Raw genomic sequence first — 18,091 nt, 5'->3', positions numbered from 1 at the left:
GCGGCACGCCGGTCAGCCCAGCACCTCGAACTGCATCAGGTCGATGCCCTGTTCCATCGCGCTGTGGCCGAAGCCGATGGTGCCGTGACCGCGCAGGATCATTTCCTCGCGCTTCAGGATGACCTCGTTTTCGCCCTCGATGCACAGGAAGGTACCGTTGGTGCTCTGGTCGATCAGCACGAACTTGTCGCGCCTGCGCTCGATGCGGGCGTGATTGCGCGAGGCGCGCTGGTCCTTGATGACCACCTCGTTGCCCATGTCCCGACCGAGCGTGAGCGGGCCTTGCGTCGGGTCCAGCGTGCGCTCCAGTTCGCGGTACTTCACAAAGAGGCGCGCCATCACGTAGAGCGGGGCGGTGCTTGACGCCTTCATCGTCAGGTCGGCGCCCTCCTGCCACAGCACTTCGCACACCCGCACGTCTTCGGCCTTGCCCTTGACGGTCAGTGCATCGATTTCGCGCACTGCCGGGGCGAGCGAAAGGGTCAGCGACGACAGGGTTTCGGCCGTGGTGATCACCTGCCCGGCCTGCGCCAGACCCGCCATGCGGGCCGCGGTGTTGACCGTGTCGCCGAACACGTCGTCGTTTTCCTCGATCGCCGGTCCGTAATGGAAGCCGACCCGGATGGCCAGCTTGACGCCCGACACCGGCGGCAGATCCGTGATGCGGTGCTGCATTTCGCAGGCGGCCTGTATGCCCTCGTCGGCACTCGGGAAAGTCGTCATGACCTCGTCACCGATGGTCTTGATGACCTTTCCGCCATGGCCGTCGATCACCCGTCGGATGCGGTTCAGGCAACGTTCGACCGCCCGCAGGGCTTCGGCATCCCCGAGCTTTTCGTACAGCCGGGTGCTGCCCGACACGTCGGCGAACAGCACGCAAAGAGATTTTTGTTGGGAGCTCATGGGTGGCCGGAGTGGCGAACGACTGTCAAAGCATTTTACAAATGCGCAGCTGATCTGTCCGGCTTTTGGATCGCAATCATCCAAACGGCTGCTGCATGCGTCACAGATGCGCGCTGCGCCCGCCGTCTACCGCGATGATCTGACCGGTGATGTAAGGCGCGTCCTCGATCAGGAAGCGTACCGTACGCGCGATGTCCTGTGGGCAGCCTTCGCGTTTGAGCAGGGTGTGTTCGACGATGCGCGAACGCTCGACAGCATCGAACAGTGGGTCGTCCGGCCACTGTATCGGTCCCGGCGCCACGCCATTCACCCTGACCTGCGGTGCCAGTTCGATCGCCAGCGCACGGGTCAGCGTGGCCAGTGCGCCTTTCGACGCGCTGTACAGCGCGTAGCCGGCGAGCGGACGTTCGGCGTGGATGTCGGCGATGTTGACGATGCAGCCGCCGCGCGCCCGCAGTTCCGGCGCGGCCGCCTGGGCCAGAAACAGCGGCGCCTTGAAGTTGCTGCCGACCAGACTGTCCCAGTCCTGGGCGGTCACGCTGCCGAGCGGCGTCGGGAAGAAGCTGGAGGCGTTGTTTACCAGTGCGTCGAGCCGGCCCCACAGCGCGGTCGCCGCCGTCACCAGTGGCGGCAGACCGTCGGTGTCGAGCAGATCGGCCGCCAGCCCGGCCGCGCTGCCGGGGCGCAGTGCATTCAGCGATTCGACCAGCGCATGCGCCTCGCCGGTCGAGCGGTGGTGGTGGATCACCACCCGCCAGCCGGCGCCGTGCAAGGTACGCGCGGTCTGCGCGCCGACCCGCCGCGCCGCGCCGGTGATCATGACTACCCGTTCGTGGTTCATGTTGCCCTGCCCGATTGTGCCGCGCCTGTGAGTTGCCGCATCATGCGCAGCCCGCCCAAACCTTTGCCCATATGTCCCTGCCCCTGCATCTGCCCTCTCCCGACGCCGATGCCCTCGACCACAGCGCCCGACTGCAGGCGCTGATCGGGGCCGAAGTCGCCGGCAGCGGCTGGATGTCGTTCAGCCGCTACATGGCGCTCGCGCTGTACGCGCCCGGCTTCGGCTATTACAGCGGTGCGCTGCAAAAGTTCGGCAGCGGTGGCGATTTCGTCACCGCGCCCGAGCTGTCGCCACTGTTCGGGCGCTGTCTGGCGATCCAGCTTGCCGAGTTGATGCAATTGTCGGCGCCGCACCTGCTGGAAGCAGGCGCCGGCAGTGGCCGGCTCGCCGCCGATCTGCTGCGCGAACTCGCGCGCATCGGCTGCGCCCCCGAAAGTTACCGCATCCTCGAGTTGTCGGCCGATCTGCGCGCGCGCCAGCGTGCGCTGATCGAGCGCGAAGTGCCGGCGCTGGCCGGGCGCGTCGAATGGCTGGATGCGCTGCCGGAGCGCTTCAGCGGCGTGGTGTTCGGCAACGAACTGCTCGATGCCCTGCCGGTCGAGCGCATCCGGGCAACGGCCGATGACATCGAAGAAGCCGGCCTCACCGTTGATGCCGATGGGCAGATTGCGCTGAGCTGGCGCGTCGCCCCGCCTGCGCTTGCCGATGCCGCGCGTGCGCTGCGCCTGCCGCCCGGCTACGAGACCGAACTGGGCCTGGCCGGGCGCGCCTGGGTGGCCGAGTGGGCGCGGCGCATCGAATGCGGCGCGTTGCTGCTGATCGACTACGGCTTTCCGCAAGCCGAGTACTACCATCCCGACCGCAGCACCGGCACGCTGATGTGCCACTACCGCCACCACGCGCATGCCGAGCCGCTGTGGATGCCCGGCCTGTGCGACATCACGGCGCATGTCGACTTCACCGCCGTGGCACAGAGCGCATTCGACGCCGGCCTGTCGCTCGCCGGCTACACCTCGCAAGCGAGCTTCCTGCTGAACTGTGGCTTGCCTGCACTGTTGTCGGATGAACCGGAACCACTGGCACGCGCGAAGCGCAATGCGGAAGTGAACCGGCTGACCTCGCCGGCCGAAATGGGCGAGCTGTTCAAGGTGATCTGCATGACGCGCGGCATCGCAGCGCCGCTGAGCGGCTTCGCGCGCGGTGACCGCAGCCATACCCTCTGATCAGGGCGCCGAAGTGGGTGGAGCGGAATCGTCGAGCCGCACCTCGAATGCCATCGATTCGACCTGCAGACCGGCGGCGTCGAGCAGCGCCAGCCGATGCCGGCCGGGGCGCGGGCTCCACAGCGCGCGCCCTTCGACCGCAGGCAGGCGTTCGCCATTGATCAGCCAGATCAGTCCGGGCAGCGGCGGGCGCGCCTCGAACAGCAGGGTCTGGCGGCCGGCCGGCAGCGCCGCGCTGACCAGCTTGACGCCGCCGGCCGGCAGAACGATGCGCGGCCGGCCGGATACATCGTGCACCGTGGCATCGACGAACGCCTGCTGGGTGCCGCGCAGGAAGTACTCGTCGCGGGCCGGTTCGATCGCCGGCTCGAACTGCACGCGTACCCGCTCCACGCCCGGCGGCGCGCCCGGGCGCTCTAACGCCGGCTCGAACGAAGGACCCTCCAGTGCGTCGATCAGCGCCAGCCAGGTGGCAGCCACCGGCCGCGGCGCGCGCAGCGCCACCGTGTAGTGGCGGGTGAAGCCGACCGACCACCAGACCGAACGGTCGGCTGAACGGCCATTCATCAGTGCCGCCCAGGGCCGTGGCGCCGGTTCGCCTTCGGTCGGGCGTACGGTCAGCAGGTCGCCGACGATCCAGGCCGCGGCCGGCGACCACAGCCTTTGCGCCGGCGATGCGGGAAGCGCGTCGGCCGCAGTGACCGGTTCGAGCCGCCAGGCGCTCCACAGGCCGGCGCTGGCAAAGGTGCGGTAGGCGTTCGCCAGTTCGATCAGGCTGGCGCGCGCGCCGCCATTCGATACGGCTGCCAGGCCATGTGCCTGCAGGGTGGCGTCCAGTGCGTCGTCACCGATCAGCGCGCGCACGCGCAGCGCGGGAATGTCTGCGGCGAGGCCCAATGCGCCGCGTACGCTGATGGCGCCGCGCGGTTCGCCATCGGGCAAGCCCGGCGGCAGGGGCAGGGTAACGAAGGCAGGGTTGTCGTCGAGTACCGAAGCCGCTGTCAGCCAGCGCTGCTCGATCGCCATGCCATACATGAAGGGCTGCAGTGCGCTGCCGGCCGGCTGACGCTGAAGTACCGTGTCGGCGCTGTCCGGTCCGCCACCCCACACACGCACTTCACCGGTCAGATTGTCGAGCACCACCACCGAGGTGTCGTCGCGCGTACTGCCGAGCGCCTGCAGGGCGCGCCGCTGCAGCGGTGCGTCCAGCGTGGTCGGGCGTTGTTCGCCGGGCTCGCGCAGCAGCCGGCGCGCCAGCGCGGTGGCGTCCTGCCAGCGCGGCTCGATGCGGTAGCGCTGCGACAGCACGGCGTCGGCGCGCGTCCGGATGTCGCGGCAATCCGGCACCGGATCGAGTCGCTTCGCCACCGCGCAGGCACGCAGCGCGACCTTGTCGGCCGCCGCGTTGGGGCCGCGCAGCAGTGCGGCCAGCAGCACCGCCTCGACCGGATCGATCGCGTCCGGATCCTTGCCGAACAGGCCACGCGAGGCGGCGCCGATGCCGCGCAGTTCACTGCGGAACGGGGCCAGATTGAAATACGCCTCGAGAATCTGCGCCTTGTTCCAGCGCCGCTCGATCTGGCGTGCCGCGGCTGCCTGATCCCACTTCTGGCCGACGCTGCGCCGCGTGCCCTGCAGGCGCAGCGCCGGATCGATCAGGCCGGCCAGTTGCATCGTCAGGGTCGAGGCGCCGCGCGGCCGGCGGCCTTCCAGCGCGCGCCACAGATTGTCCCAGGTGGCTCCGGCCAGCGCCTGCCAGTCCACGCCGTCGTGCTGCAGAAAGCGCTTGTCCTCGGCCACCAGCAGCGCGCGCACCAGCGGCTGCGACAGCGCACGTGCGCTGACCCAGTCGAGTCGTCGTTCGTCGAAGTCGACCCGCACTTCGGCCAGCGGCTCGCCGTGGCGGTCGAGCAGACGCGCTTCCGACGAGCGCCAGGCGTCGCGCACCGTGTCGAAGTCGGGCGCCAGCGCGTGCGCAGCCGTGCCGGCCAGCAGACTGATGGCACACAGCATGCACCGCAGTGCATCGCCGCACGATGTCGGCTGACTCAAGCCGCGCACAGCGCGCACTTGTCGCCCGAGGCCTGACGTTCCACAGTGACGCGCGCCAGTTGCGGCAGTTGCGGCGCCAGCGCGCGCCAGATGAACTGGCACAGGTTTTCCAGTGTGGCCGGACCGAGGCCGGCAACTTCATCCAGAAAGCGGTGGTCGAGCGCGTCGCGCACGCCGGCCAGCGCCGCACGCAGCAGCGCCAGATCGACCAGCATGCCGCTGACCGGATCGGGCTCGCCGCGCAGCATCACTTCGGCGTGATAGGTGTGGCCGTGGATGCGCAGGCTGCTGTCGGCATCGACCTTGCGGCGCAGGGTATGTGCGGCTTCGAAGTAGAAGCGCTGACTGAGTTCGACGACCATCTTTGAAAAATGAAGGAAGGCAGGATTGAAATAAGGCGCGGCGTACGGGTACTCCGCGGGACGCCGCGCACGCGGCCGGCCGTGACGACGGCAGCGATCAGCGGATGCCCAGCGCCTTGTGCGTCTGGTGGCTGAGTCGCCAGCGCGGATGGCGCATGCACCAGTCGATGGCCCAGCGGCGGTTGTCGACCGCTTGTGCATTGTCCATCGGCTGCACCAGGAAGTGCCGGAAATCCCAGCTTTCCATCGCTGCAAGATCCAGCCCGGGCTGCGGCACGACCACCTTCAGTTCGTGACCGTGGCGCTGCACCACCTCGTTGCCGGCCTTCGGGCTGACGCAGATCCAGTCGATGCCGTCGGGTGCGGCCAGCGTGCCATTGGTTTCGACGGCGATTTCGAAGTCGCGCGCGTGCAGGGCGTCGATCAGTGCGGCGTCGATCTGCAGCAGCGGCTCGCCGCCGGTCAGCACGACCAGACGCCGGCCGCCGGCGCCGGCCCAGCAGCCGGCGATCGCGTCGGCCAGTGTGTCGGCCTGCTCATGACGGCCGCCCAGCGTGCCGTCGGTGCCGACGAAATCGGTGTCGCAGAAGCGGCACTGCGCGCTGGCGCGGTCCGCCTCGCGGCCGCTCCACAGATTGCAGCCGGCGAAGCGGCAGAACACCGCGGCCCGGCCGGCATTCAGCCCCTCGCCCTGCAGCGTGTAGAAGATTTCCTTAACCTGATACGTCACGGCGAGCGCAGTTGCGGCGGTAAACGCGCTAGGGTAGGGGTTGCCGACCCCGAATTCAAGGTTGGACCCCTCATTCAACGAGATACGATGACCGATTCAGATACCGATGTGCCGCCCGAGCTTCAATCCGAGTCTCAGCCCGAGTCTCAGCCCTACTCAGGGCTCACACCGGAAGCGGTGCTCGACGCACTGGAAGCGGCCGGCTATGCGGTCGATGGCCGGCTGCTCGCCCTGAACAGCTTCGAAAACCGTGTCTATCAGGTGGGCGTCGATGACGGCCCGCCGATGATCGCCAAGTTCTACCGTCCGGCGCGCTGGAGCGACGCCGCCATCCTGGAAGAGCACGCCTTCTGCCTCGAACTGGCGGTGCGCGAGATCCCGGTCGTTGCACCGCTCGAATTGCCGTGCGGCAGCACCCTGATGACGCACGCCGGCTATCGCTTCGCGGTGTTTCCCCGCCGCGGCGGGCGGGCGCCCGAATTCGACCGCGCCGACACGCTGGAATGGATAGGCCGCTTCATGGGCCGCATCCATGCGCTCGGCGCGGTGCAGCCGTATGTGCACCGGCCGTCGCTCGACATCGCCAGCTTCGGCGAGGAACCGGCGGCCTTCGTGCTCGATCACCACTTCGTGCCGCCGGAGCTGGAAAGCGTCTACCGCGGCATCACCGCGCAGGCCCTCGACGGCGTGCGCGCCGCGTTCGAACGGTGCGGCGCCATCCGGCGCATCCGCACGCACGGCGATTGCCACATCGGCAACATGCTGTGGGTCGAGGGACAGGGACCGCATTTCGTCGATTTCGACGATAGCCGCATGGCGCCGGCCGTCCAGGATCTGTGGATGCTGCTGTCCGGCGAGCGGGCCGATCGCGCCGAACAGCTCGGCAAGGTGCTGGCCGGTTACGAGGAATTCTGCGAGTTCGACCCGCGCGAACTGCAGTTGATCGAGGCGCTGCGTACGTTACGGTTGATCCACCACAGTGGCTGGATCGCCCGCCGCTGGCAGGACCCCGCCTTCCCGACCGCCTTTCCATGGTTCGACACGCCGCGTTACTGGGAGGCGCGCATCCTCGAGTTGCGCGAACAGGTCGCCGCGATGGAAGAACCCGCGCTGTGGCTCGAGCAGGCCATGCGCTGAGCGATTTCGTGCGGAGGGTCCCGCGCGGCCTGTGGAAGTGGTGTCACCTGTGGGAGCGGCGGCCTGTGGGAGCGACGGCCTCGCCGCGATCGGCGCGTTGATCAACGATCACCGCGGCATCTATCGCGGCGAGGCCGCCGCTCCCACGGCCCCTTTCTTTCAACCACACCCGCTACGCCCGCACCCGTTCGCCTCAGCGCACCCGGAACGGCAGATTCGCGGTCGCTGCCTTGCCCAGACGGTCGCGCACGGTGATGAACAGCCGGTATGCACCGGGTGCAGCCGGAGCGGTGAAGCGGACGCTCTGCGCATCGGCCTGCTGCACCGCGACGTCGATGCGCGGCGGCACGGTTTCGAGGTCGCCGCCGGCGCGCAGGTCGGTCGCTTCGGCACGCACCTCCCACAGCGTGGTCAGCGGTGAGCCGTCGAAGGATGCGGCGTCCACGCCGGCCGACATCGTCTGCCCGGGCGAGAACTGGTCGGCCGCGATGCCGATGCCGCGGATCCGTGGAGCGGCCTGCGTCACCGGCCGGCCCCAGGCGGCGGACAGTGCGTCGGTCATCGCGGTCGGGCTGCCGTCGGCCAGCAGCAGGCCGTGCCAGGTGCCAGTCTGTTCCTGCTTCGCCCCCCACAGGAAGGGGAAGGCGCCTGCCACTTGCGGCTGTCCAGCCAGAAAGGCCAGTGCTTCGCGGAAGAAATCGGCCTTCTGGCTGCTGGTCAGCTCGACCGGCGCGCCCCAGGGCTTGCGCCCCGCCTGCCACTGGCCGAGCGGCCCCAGTTCGGTCACCACGACCGGCTTCGTGATGCCCAGCCGGCGCAGCCGTTCGGGCAGCTGGAACACCGAGCCGCCGTACAGGTTGAGTCCGAGCAGATCGACCGCGGCGCAACAGCGGGCGAGCGGAGCGAGCCAGGCGTCGCTGTTGTCCGCCACCACCATCAGCGTCGGGTGGTCGGGGTCGAGCGACTTCACGATGGCGGCCAGCCGGTTCACCTCCTGCCAGACCGGCTGCGGATCGGCGACTCCGGTTTCCACTTCGTTGCCGACGCCCCACGCCAGCAACGCCGGGTGGGTGCGATACGTCGTGACGAAACGGCGTACCGCCACTTCCTGCTTGCGCACCGCCGCCGGGTCATCGAGCCGGAAACCGTGGCGCGGGTGGCCTAGCCACAGTCCCATGACCACCTTCATGCCCAGCTGATGCGCCGCGTCCAGCACCCAGACGTCGGATTCGCGATACACCCGCACCACCTTCGCGCCGGCCTGCGCGAGCTTCTCCAGCGCGGCACGGTCGCCTTCGAAGGCGGCGCCCTGCCAGGCAGACGCTGTCGCCGCGGCCGGTGCGCCCGCGCACAACAGCAGCGGAAGCAGCAGGCAGCGGGCAAGGCGACGGAGGAAGTTCAAGGTCGTGCCGGGCACTGGAAAGTCCTGATCAGCCCGCCACGACGTGCAGCGGATAAGCGGTGAGAGGCCTTGCCGAGTGCGGCGTTCCCGGGCGGTACGGTCAGCCTTCTGTCAGCGTCATCAGGATGTCCGCGTACCAGGCGCAATTCAGGCCGAGCGCCTCATCGAGCTTGCGGTCGCGCGTACCGACGTCGAGCCGGGCGGAATGCACGCCCAGCAGTTGCCAGGGCAGGTCGCCCTTGGCGGCGCTTCCTGCCGGTGCTCGCATGACCACCGGTGCGCCGCTGGTGCCGCGATGGGTGCGTGCGTCGGTCAGAAAATAGCCTTCGCCCTGAAAGCGCAGACCGAAGGACGACGCGATGACTGCATGGCGCACCACCGGCATGTGGTGCAGCGTGTCGTGAAAGCCGAGCGGGAAGCCGACCACCAGCAGCAGGCTGCCGACCTCGATCTGTCGCGCGTCGACCTCCAGATGGGCCGGCGTGAAGGCGCGATAGACGGTCTTGGCCGGCAGCGCCGCGCGTTCGATTTCGATCACCGCCACGTCGATTTCGCCCGCCGTGTCCTGACCTTGTCGCCAGATGCTCTTGCCACCGCGGTACAGCGGAATCGAAAAGCCGGTGGATTCGGCCAGGTTGGCCGAGTCGGTGTGCAGCTCGATTTCGAGGCTGTCCGGGAAGTGCTTGCTCGGTTCATCGACCACCACGTGGCGGCTGGTGACCAGGAAAAGGCGCTTGTCGCGCTCGAAGAAGAAGCCGCTCGCATTGGTCAGTACGCGCTGTCCTTCGAGCGTGCACACGCGTGCGGCAGTCAGCAATATGGGTTCGATCATCAAGGCAAGGTCCATTCAGTGAGCCGGGCGCCAGGGGGTGGCAGGCGCGGGCAGGGTGCGATGAGACGCAGGAAACCTGAGGGACGGCGCGACATCGTCATTGGTGTTGCGCTGCCGTGAGACATCATTGTGCCCCTCATTGCGGGCGTGGCGTGTCGGCGATCCGCGAGAAAGCGCTGCAGAAGGCATCGATTCAGGGCATAGTACAGGGCGGTGTAAATCGGCCGGCGGCGAATGTCGCGCGGCCATGACACCGCCCGTTGTATCCGCATTCCGTTCCCACCGGATTTTCACCCTCTGAAACCGGCGTCCCCGCAAGGTCCGTGTGCTGCTTCGGCGCTAGCGGCAGGGCCGCCGCAGGACGCCAGCGCTCCGGGATTGCCCCGGGCTCCAGTCCGCAGAGCTCACCCGCCGGTCACCGTGCAGGCGCTGCATCCTTTCGATGCGGCAAAGCGCGGACGATCCGCCTCAACCTGTCTGTTGGGCAAGTGTGCCTGCAGACCACCGCTGATCAGCGCGCCATCGATCCGGCAGACCCCGGCACCGGCGCGCGGTCGGCGTGCCCGCACCCAATTCAACCTGGAGATTCACCCATGGCCAAAGAAGAACTGATAGACATGAATGGCGTCGTGACCGAAGTGCTGCCGGATTCGCGCTTTCGCGTGACGCTGGAGAACGGTCACCAGATCATCGCCTACACCTCGGGCAAGATGCGCAAGCACCACATCCGCATCCTCGCCGGCGACAAGGTGTCGCTCGAGCTGTCGCCCTACGACTTCAGCAAGGGCCGCATCACGTTCCGCGAAATTGAAGGTCGTGGCGGTCCCGCCGCCGCGCCGCGCCGCCGGGTGCACTGATCGGTCGGTGACGGGTTGGCACGCGGCCGGGTCCGGCTTCCCGAAAACGGGCGCCGGGGCGTCGCCCCATGTTGGAGCGGCGGCGGTTTTGTGGGAGCGGCGGCCTCGCCGCGCTCGGCGCGTTGATCAACGATCATCGCGGCATCAATCGCGGCGAGGCCGCCGCTCCCACAGGCCACAGCTCCGACCGGAAAACGTCCGTGCGGCGGCGGTGCGCTCCACAGCATCGACAGTGCGACTCCCTCTTTCCGGGGCAGATCGCGCCCTGGCAGGCGACTGCTCAGCGACCGCGCATCTTGCGCTTGCGCTCGTGCAGTTCCTGCGCTTCCAGCGACAGCGTGGCGGTCGGGCGGGCGAGCAGGCGGGCGATGCCTATCGGGTCGCCGGTGAATTCGCACCAGCCGTAGGTACCGTCGTCGATACGCACCAGCGCCTCGTCTATCGTGTGCAGATGCTTGCGTTCGCGGTCGCGCACGCGCAATTCCAGCGAATGATCTTCCTCCAGCGACGCGCGGTCCGACGGGTCGGGCGTGCGCTCGAATTCGTGCAGGTGCTGCGTCGTGTCGTGCGCCGACTGCAGCAGTGCGTCGCGCTCGGCGCGCAGACGCTGGCGGAAGAAGTCGAGCTGGCCGGCCGACATGTACTCGCTGTCTGGCGCAGCCAGCAAAGCCGCCTCCGCTTCGGACAATTCGTCCGCGGAGAGGGTAAGGATGGGGGCAATCGACATGGTCTGCCTCCTCGTTGTGGGGTCTGCATGAAAGGTGCGGCGCGCCGGTTCCGGCGGTGCCGCGGTTGAGCGCACAGGGCGACCGTCACGATACACGCCAAAGGCGAAGCTTGTGCGCTACGTGTTTGGCGCGCGATGGTATGTTCGCCACCATGTCCCGATACCTGCCCCGTGTGTGCGCCGACGCGGCGCCAGAACGCCCCGACTACCGCCCCCGCCCGCCGCGCGCGCCCGGCTACCTGATCGAGCCACCGCAGGATTTCGACCGTACCGGCAAGTTCTACATGGGGCGCGAAATCTCCGACGTGATGGGCTGGCGGGCCGCAGACTGGCTGGAACGGCCGGAGCGGCTGGACGAGGAGCGCACCGACCTGCTGGTCCAGGCGCTCAATCTGCAGCCCGGCATGGTGATTGCCGACATCGGCGCCGGTACCGGCTACCTGTCGCGGCTGATGTCGCCCGCCGTGAAGCCGCACGGGAAGATCATCGCCGTCGACGTGCAGGGCATGATGGTCAACAGGATAGGGCGGCTGGCGCGCGAGAACGGCTTCGACAACATCGAGGCCGTCCGCTGCCGGGAGCATGACGCGCAGTTGCCTCCGGCAGTGGTCGACATGGCGGTCATGCTCGACGTCTATCACGAGCTGTCCTTCCCGTTCGAAATGCTGGCCAGTATCGTACGCGCCACGAAGCCAGGCGGACAGATCGTGTTCGTCGAATTCAAGGAAGAGGATCCGGATATTCCGATCAAGCCGCTGCACAAGATGAGCGAGGCGCGCGTGCGGCGCGAGGCCGCGGTGCACCGGCTGAAATGGGAGCGCACGATCGACCATCTGCCGTGGCAGCACGTCGTCGTGTTCCGCCGGCCGGCTTGAAACGGCTGCGGGCAGAGCGGCTGCAGGAGCCGTCTTTGCGGGAGCGGCGGTTTGTGGAGGCTGCTTGTGGGAGCGGCGGCCTCGCCGCGATAGTGCCGTGACCATCGTGGTGCAGCGTGCGTATCGCAGCGAGGCCGCCGCTCCCACAACCCCGCTCCCACAACAATTCCCACAACCCCGCTGCCGCGTCACGCTCACCCGTTCTGTATAGTCCGGCCACCATCGCTTCAGAACCCGCACCTTGCTGAAACTTCTCCACACCGCCGACTGGCAGATCGGCAAGCTGTACGGCCAGTTCGAGCCTGACGACGCGGCGCTGCTCGCCGAGGCGCGCTTCGCCGCGGTGGAGCGGCTGGCGCAGCTGGCCAGCGTGCAGGGCGTGCACATGGTGCTGGTGGCGGGCGACGTATTCGACGCGCAGGGCGTGGCCGAGAGGACGATCCACCGGCTGTTCAACTGCCTGCGCGGCTACGCCGGGCCCTGGGTGATGATTCCGGGCAACCATGACGCCGCGCTGAGCGAATCGGTGTGGACGCGCGCCGCGCGATTGGGCGCGATCCCGCCCAACGTCACCGTGTGTCTCGCACCGGGCGCCGTGCAGTTCGACACCCTGCGTGTGGCCGTGCTGACCGCGCCGCTGACCCAGCGCATCACGCACAGCGACCTGACCGCCATCTTCGCGGCCATCGACACCCCGGCCGGCTTTCATCGCATCGGGCTGGCGCACGGCAGCGTGCAGGGCATCCTGGCCGAAGGCATCGATTCGTCCAATCCGATCGCCGCCGGGCGCGCTGCCGAGGCGCGGCTCGACTACCTCGCGCTCGGTGACTGGCACGGCTGCCGGCAGATCGATGCACGCACCTGGTACAGCGGCACGCCGGAAACCGACCGCTTCCGCGCCAATGACTCCGGCCGTGCGCTGATCGTCGAGATTGCGTCGCCCGGTGCCGAACCGGTCGTCACGCCGGTCGTGACCGGCCAGTACCGCTGGTTCGACGAGAGCGCGACGCTGCAGGTGGCCAGCGACCTCGATGTGCTGCTCGCCCGGCTGGCCGCTTTCGGTCATGCGGATGTCGTGCAACTCACGCTCGACGGCCAAACCGATCTGGCCGGACATGCACGCCTGCGCGATGCCCTTGCGCAGACGCAGGGACGGGTGCGCAGCTTCACGGCCGATCTGTCGGCGCTGCGCGTTGCGCCGACCGAAGACGACATCGATGCGCTGGCAGCCGACGGTTATCTCGGCGACGTGATCGCCGAGTTGCGTACCCTTCAAGGCAACAGCGATGGCGAGGCCGAAACGGCGCGCGATGCGCTGGTGCTGCTGGCCGGCCTGCTGCGTGACCGGCGCGGCGCGAGCGGAGGCGCCCGGTGAAGCTCACGCGCATCCGCATCGAACAGTTCCGGCAGTTCCGCCAGTCTGTGCAGATCGACGCGCTCGATCCCGGTCTCAACCTGTTCACCGGCCCGAATGAAGCCGGCAAGAGCACAGTCGTCGCAGCCATCCGCGCCGCCTTCTTCGAGCGTCACCGTTCGGGCAGCGTCGATGACCTGCGTCCGTGGGGCGACGCATCCGCCTCGCCGACGGTCGAGCTCGAGTTTGAAACAGGCGGTGTTGCCTACCGCCTCAGCAAGAGCTTCCTCGTGCGCAAGCGCTGCACGCTGATCAGCGGCGCCCAACAGTTCGACGGCGCCGACGCCGAAGACCGGCTGGCCGAACTGCTCGGCTTCCGCCACGCCGGTCGCGGCGCCAGCGCGGCCGAGCATTGGGGCATCCCCGGCCTGTTGTGGATACAGCAGGGCACGGCGCACGACATCCGCGACCCGGTCGCGCATGCCACCGATCACCTGCGCACCGCACTGAACACCTCGCTGGGCGAAGTGGCCAGCAGTGGGGGCGACGCGGTGACCGACGAGGTCGAGGCGCTGCGCAACGAACTGCTGACGCCGGCGAACGCCACGCCGCGCGGTCCCTACAAGGAGGCGATCGAAACCGAAGCCGCTCTGGCGCAAGACATCGCTGCGCTCGACGCCGACATCGCCGCCTACCGCAACAAGGTGGATCGGCTCGCCGCGCTGCGCCGCGAGCACGAAGTCGACGACGCGGAAAAGCCATGGCTTGCGCTGCGCGCTCAGGAGCAGGCTGCGCGCCGGAACTTCGACGAGGCACAGGCGCTGGGTGCACGACTGGGCGAAGCCCAGCAGCGCGTGCGCCGCATCGGCGACACGCTTGCGCTGCTGCACAGCCAGCTCGAGCGCCACGGCTCCGAGCAGCGCGAGGTCGAGCAGCGACATGCCGCGCTGACCGCCGCCGAAGGCAGGCTGGCCGCGGCACGGGCCACGCTGCAGCAGTGGCAGCGCCACAGCAGCGAGGCGGCGGCACGTCATGACGGTGCGCGACAGACGCTGAACCGCGCCCGCCAGCGCGACACCCGACTTGCACTGTCACGCCAGCTCGACGAACTTTCGCGTCGACGCGACGCCGCCCGCGCCACGCTGGCGCAGGCCGACATCGAAGCCGGCCTGCTGCGCGGCGCGCGCCAGCAGATGGCCGCCACCGAATTGCGCAACGCCGACCTCGCCACCCTGCGCGCCCAGCAGCAGGACATCCGCGCGCTGCGCCTGCGCCAGGAGGCGGCCGCCACCCGGTTGCGTTTCACGCTTGAGGATGGCTGCGTCATCCGGATCGGCCAGGAAAGCCTGACCGGTGAGGGCGAGCGCCTGCTGACCGACGCGACCGCGCTGACGTTGCCCGGCCTTGGCCGGCTCGACATCACGCCCGGCGGCGCTGATCTGGCGGATCTGGGTCGCCAGGAGGCAGTGTTGCTTGACCGACATGCTGCGCTGCTTGCCCGACTCGGCGTCGACTCGCTCGATGCGGCCGAAATACGCCTGCATACATACATGCAGCATCAGGCCGATGCGCAGACTGCAGAGGCCGCGCTCAAGGCGCGTGCGCCGCAGGGTGTCGATGCGCTGCGCGGCGAACTGGCGATGCTTGAAGGCCGCCTGACCGAAGCTGCGCAGTCGCTGGCGCGGTTGGCCGGGGCACCCGACGACACCGCGATCGTGCCGTCGATCAACGAAGCGGAGTCGCAGGAAGAGGCGGCGCGCGCCTCGGCGGCCGATGCAGCGAAGCAGCTGGCCGCCGCCGACATCGCTGCCGCCAACGCGCAGAGCGTGGTCGACGCCGCGCTGCGCGAGCTGCGCAGCGCGCAGGCCACCCTCGACGCGCCCGAGCGTGCCGCACGACTGGTTGCCACGCAGCGCGCGCTGAACGAAGCGCTCGCCGGGCAGGCGGCGGCGGCGGCCGACATCGATGCGCTGACCGCACAGTGCCGCGACGCGCGCCCGGACATTATCGCGCAGGACATCAAGCGCTTCGGCGACAGCGCGGAACAGCTGGAGCGTGCGGCCAGCCTGCGCCGCGACGAACTGACCCGGCTTGAAGTGGAACTGCAGACCGCCGGCGCCCAGGGTCTGGACGAGCGGCGCGCCGAGCGAGCGCGCGACCACGCGCGGGCCGTGCGCCGCACCACCGAACTGCGCCGCCGCGCGACCGCACTCGACCATCTGCTGACCTTGCTGAAAAGCCATCGCAGCGCGCTGACCCGGCGCCTGCAGGCGCCGCTGCAGAAGCATCTCGATCGCTATCTGCAGCTGCTTTTTCCGCACGCAAACCTCGACATCGACGACCAGCTGGTTCCCGGTGCGCTGACGCGCGCCGGTGCAACCGGTGCGGAAAGCGGCCGCTTTGATGATTTCAGCTTCGGCGCGCGCGAACAGATGGGGGTCATCAGCCGGCTTGCCTACGCCGATCTCCTGCGCGAAGCCGGTCGCCCTACGCTGATCATCCTCGACGATGCGCTGGTGCACAGCGACGATGAACGGCTGGCCCGCATGAAGCGCGTGCTGTTCGATGCCGCCACCCGGCACCAGATCCTGCTGTTCACCTGCCACCCGGAGAACTGGCGCGACATGGGCGTAGCGGCCCGGTCGCTCGAAGCCCTGAAGGCGTTGTGATCCGGCGGGTCAGCGTGCGGTGCCGATGACGCGCTGCAACCCTTGCCGGGCCAACATGCAGGCGCTTGCCAGAGGTTACGGGCACAATTCCGAGGGCGTTGCCCGGGGTCAATTCCCCGTCACTGCGGATGTCGGAACTTCGTTTTTTGCATCTGATCCCAAGGGCAGCTTATCCTTCGTTTTTGTGCAGTGCGATTCGCGCCTGCCTGGCCATTAACGGAAAGACCTGCCTCATGAACGCTTTCCAATCCTCGCGTGGCGATGAGCCGACGCTGGATCCGCTTCTTCCGCGGCTCTACAACGTTGTCTATTGCAGTCGTGCGGCGGAAGGTGTCGATGCAGCCGATGTCGAGCGCATCATCGCGTCAGCGCGGCGGCACAATCCCACGGCCGGCATCACCGGTCTGCTGGTGTTCGGCAGCGGCGTGTTCTTCCAGTGGCTGGAAGGCCCGCGCGACAGTGTGACCGCGCTGATGGCGACGCTGAGGTCAGACGCGCGACACGATACCGTGGTCGAGCTGAGTGCCAACGAAGAGGTGCGCGAGCGGCTGTTTCCCGATTGGGACATGGAATTCGTCGAAAGCACCGATATCCGGGAAGTGCTGCTCGATGCGCTTGACGACGCGGAAGACCCGAAGAACGTCGCGGCGCTCGGCCTGTTGCTGGAACACATCGACGGCGGTGCGCTGGATCCCGCTTGATCCAGACAGACCCGCAAACAGGCGCGGCAGGATTCATCGTCCTGTCATGTTCTTGGTAAAGTCTGCGGCGTCATGCGCCATCTGCCCCGATTGTCTTGCCTCCTGGTGCTGCCGGGACTGCTGTTCTGCCTGCCCGCCTGCGCTCAGGGGCCGGCCCCGGCAGACGTCCTGGCCGAACCGATCCGGCTGCCGGAAATCCGCAGCGTGCTGCGTTACAACGCCACGCCTGATGAATTGCCCGAGCCACCTGACACGCTCGATCCGGCCATGCTCAACGAATGTGTCGGCCAGCGCCGCATCATCGAAGCCGAGCGCAAGGTGCTGGCCGCCTACGCCGGAGAACAGACCGATCAAGCGGCCACACTGAAACCCGATATCGACGCACTGGCCCGGCAACGCGAGGCGCTGGATGCGCTTGAAGCGACATCCGTGCAAGAGGGTGCAGAGGTTACTCGCAAGGGCGATGCGATCAGCTCGCGCCAGGCGGCCCTTGAAGCGGCAATCAAGGCGCCGCCCGCGGACGCCAGGCAGGCCGCCGCGCGCAAGCAGTCAGTGGACGCCTTCAACGCCGACGTCAGGCGCCACAACGAAACGATTGATGCGCATAACCGTGGGCTGGAGGCGCTTCGGCAAGCAGTTGCGGCGTACAACGCAGCTGTTGGGGCGCTGCGCGCGCGCGTCGATGCGGTCAGCACACGCCATGCGGACTATGACCAGCGCGTCGAGACGCATAACCGGATGCTTGAGGACTACCGTAAGGATTGCGCTGGTCATCGCCGACTTCTGCGGTGAGCTTGCTGGCGTCAGGGTGCGGCCATCCCGCTGCCGATCCGTGACATGACGTGCCGCATGGCCTGCTCCAGCACGCCGGGGGCGAGGTCGAGCTGGCCGATGCAGTTGCCGGTCATGACGCCGGCGAGCCCATGCATCGATGACCAGATGTACAGCGCATCGAGATCGACCAGCGCCTGCTGTTGCGGCGTGTCGCCATGCACGCGTCGCAGCACCTGGCGCAGGATGTCGAAGGCGTGCGCGGCGTCGCGCACCAGGTCGGGATGCGCGGCAGACGCGGGCCACGGCGTGCTGAACATCAGCCGGTATTCCAGCGGATGACGGTGCGCGTAATCGAGGTATTGCCGACCCAGCGCGCTGAGATCGTCCCCGGGATCGTCGAACTGCCCGCGCGCGTCGAGGTGTGCGGCGAAGCCTTCGAAGCAGCGCCGCATGACCTCGGCCAGCAGGTGGTCGCGGCTCGGGTAGTGCTTGTACGGGGCCTGATGCGACACACCGAGCCGGCGCGCGACATCGCGCAGGCTCAGCTGTTCGATGCCGTGCTCGGCAATGGCTTCGCGCGCCGCGACGATGCAGGCATCGCGCAGGGCGATCGGCGCGTGTGCGGCGTCCTTCGTCTGGGGCATCCGGTCCG

At 68.3% G+C, this 18,091-nt stretch carries 17 protein-coding genes; 8 read left to right on the top strand and 9 right to left on the bottom strand.

The window, feature by feature from the left end; genetic code table 11:
* Positions 1-12: 12 nt before the first annotated feature.
* Both BSY238_RS07945 and BSY238_RS07940 read right to left on the bottom strand, forming a co-directional pair.
* Entirely contained in the window at positions 13-903 is an 891-nt protein-coding gene (locus BSY238_RS07945; protein ID WP_083223974.1) for an adenylate/guanylate cyclase domain-containing protein, read from the bottom strand.
* Between the two features lie 100 nt (positions 904-1,003).
* The gene (locus BSY238_RS07940; protein ID WP_069038656.1) at positions 1,004-1,744 is read right to left on the bottom strand and encodes a pteridine reductase; all 741 of its coding nucleotides are present in this window, start codon (positions 1,742-1,744) and stop codon (positions 1,004-1,006) included.
* An 83-nt stretch (positions 1,745-1,827) separates the two neighbouring features.
* Here BSY238_RS07940 and BSY238_RS07935 point away from each other — a divergent pair, with 83 nt between their 5' ends.
* Positions 1,828-2,967 carry a class I SAM-dependent methyltransferase gene (locus tag BSY238_RS07935; RefSeq protein WP_069040546.1) on the top strand — a complete coding sequence of 380 codons (1,140 nt, stop codon included), beginning with the start codon at positions 1,828-1,830 and terminating at the stop codon, positions 2,965-2,967.
* Here BSY238_RS07935 and BSY238_RS07930 read toward each other — a convergent pair whose 3' ends face one another.
* The 3 genes from BSY238_RS07930 to queE all read right to left on the bottom strand — a co-directional run bounded on the left by BSY238_RS07930 (position 2,968) and on the right by queE (position 6,111).
* Positions 2,968-4,980, bottom strand: a complete 2,013-nt coding sequence (locus BSY238_RS07930) for a transglycosylase domain-containing protein (RefSeq protein ID WP_069038655.1) — start codon at positions 4,978-4,980, stop codon at positions 2,968-2,970.
* Positions 4,981-5,015: 35 nt separating this feature from the next.
* Positions 5,016-5,381 carry a 6-carboxytetrahydropterin synthase gene (locus BSY238_RS07925; protein WP_069038654.1) on the bottom strand — a complete coding sequence of 122 codons (366 nt, stop codon included), beginning with the start codon at positions 5,379-5,381 and terminating at the stop codon, positions 5,016-5,018.
* Between the two features lie 97 nt (positions 5,382-5,478).
* Positions 5,479-6,111 (bottom strand): 7-carboxy-7-deazaguanine synthase, encoded by a 633-nt coding sequence (gene queE, locus BSY238_RS07920; protein WP_069038653.1) that lies wholly within the window; start codon positions 6,109-6,111, stop codon positions 5,479-5,481.
* Positions 6,112-6,198: 87 nt separating this feature from the next.
* Between queE and BSY238_RS07915 the strand changes: the two genes are divergently transcribed.
* Positions 6,199-7,248 carry a serine/threonine protein kinase gene (locus tag BSY238_RS07915; protein ID WP_069038652.1) on the top strand — a complete coding sequence of 350 codons (1,050 nt, stop codon included), beginning with the start codon at positions 6,199-6,201 and terminating at the stop codon, positions 7,246-7,248.
* Positions 7,249-7,441: 193 nt separating this feature from the next.
* Here BSY238_RS07915 and BSY238_RS07910 read toward each other — a convergent pair whose 3' ends face one another.
* Together BSY238_RS07910 and BSY238_RS07905 are read right to left on the bottom strand one after the other, a co-directional pair.
* Positions 7,442-8,650: a hypothetical protein gene (locus tag BSY238_RS07910; RefSeq protein WP_069040545.1), complete on the bottom strand. Its 1,209-nt coding sequence runs from the start codon at positions 8,648-8,650 to the stop codon at positions 7,442-7,444.
* Between the two features lie 100 nt (positions 8,651-8,750).
* A complete protein-coding gene (locus tag BSY238_RS07905) occupies positions 8,751-9,482 on the bottom strand; it encodes a S1 family peptidase (protein ID WP_069040544.1) in 732 nt (243 codons plus the stop codon).
* Positions 9,483-10,075: 593 nt separating this feature from the next.
* On the opposite strand from BSY238_RS07905, the gene infA reads away from it, so the two are divergent.
* A complete protein-coding gene (infA, locus tag BSY238_RS07900; protein ID WP_069038651.1) occupies positions 10,076-10,339 on the top strand; it encodes a translation initiation factor IF-1 in 264 nt (87 codons plus the stop codon).
* Positions 10,340-10,619: 280 nt separating this feature from the next.
* Here the strand turns inward: infA and dksA are convergent, their stop codons facing one another.
* Positions 10,620-11,066, bottom strand: a complete 447-nt coding sequence (gene dksA, locus BSY238_RS07895; protein ID WP_069038650.1) for an RNA polymerase-binding protein DksA — start codon at positions 11,064-11,066, stop codon at positions 10,620-10,622.
* 152 nt (positions 11,067-11,218) lie between these two features.
* Here dksA and BSY238_RS07890 point away from each other — a divergent pair, with 152 nt between their 5' ends.
* The 5 genes from BSY238_RS07890 (at position 11,219) to BSY238_RS07870 (ending at position 17,457) form a co-directional block, all read left to right on the top strand.
* Positions 11,219-11,941, top strand: coding sequence for a class I SAM-dependent methyltransferase (locus tag BSY238_RS07890; RefSeq protein ID WP_190295069.1), 723 nt, complete (start codon positions 11,219-11,221; stop codon positions 11,939-11,941).
* 241 nt (positions 11,942-12,182) lie between these two features.
* The gene (locus BSY238_RS07885) at positions 12,183-13,316 is read left to right on the top strand and encodes a metallophosphoesterase family protein (RefSeq protein ID WP_069038648.1); all 1,134 of its coding nucleotides are present in this window, start codon (positions 12,183-12,185) and stop codon (positions 13,314-13,316) included.
* On the top strand, positions 13,313-15,964 hold the full coding sequence (locus BSY238_RS07880; RefSeq protein ID WP_069038647.1) for an AAA family ATPase: 2,652 nt from the start codon (positions 13,313-13,315) through the stop codon (positions 15,962-15,964). Before BSY238_RS07885 ends, BSY238_RS07880 begins: the two co-directional genes overlap by 4 nt.
* Before the next feature lie 233 nt (positions 15,965-16,197).
* Positions 16,198-16,665 (top strand): BLUF domain-containing protein, encoded by a 468-nt coding sequence (locus tag BSY238_RS07875; RefSeq protein WP_069038646.1) that lies wholly within the window; start codon positions 16,198-16,200, stop codon positions 16,663-16,665.
* 72 nt (positions 16,666-16,737) lie between these two features.
* Positions 16,738-17,457 (top strand): hypothetical protein, encoded by a 720-nt coding sequence (locus BSY238_RS07870; protein ID WP_150123905.1) that lies wholly within the window; start codon positions 16,738-16,740, stop codon positions 17,455-17,457.
* Positions 17,458-17,468: 11 nt separating this feature from the next.
* Here BSY238_RS07870 and BSY238_RS07865 read toward each other — a convergent pair whose 3' ends face one another.
* On the bottom strand, positions 17,469-18,083 hold the full coding sequence (locus tag BSY238_RS07865; RefSeq protein WP_069038644.1) for a TetR/AcrR family transcriptional regulator: 615 nt from the start codon (positions 18,081-18,083) through the stop codon (positions 17,469-17,471).
* Positions 18,084-18,091: the final 8 nt, after the last annotated feature.

The sequence above is a fragment of the Methyloversatilis sp. RAC08 genome (assembly GCF_001713355.1).
GTDB lineage: Bacteria > Pseudomonadota > Gammaproteobacteria > Burkholderiales > Rhodocyclaceae > Methyloversatilis.
Note: the sequence above shows the minus strand (reverse complement) of the source record. Positions and strands in the feature narration are given on the sequence as shown.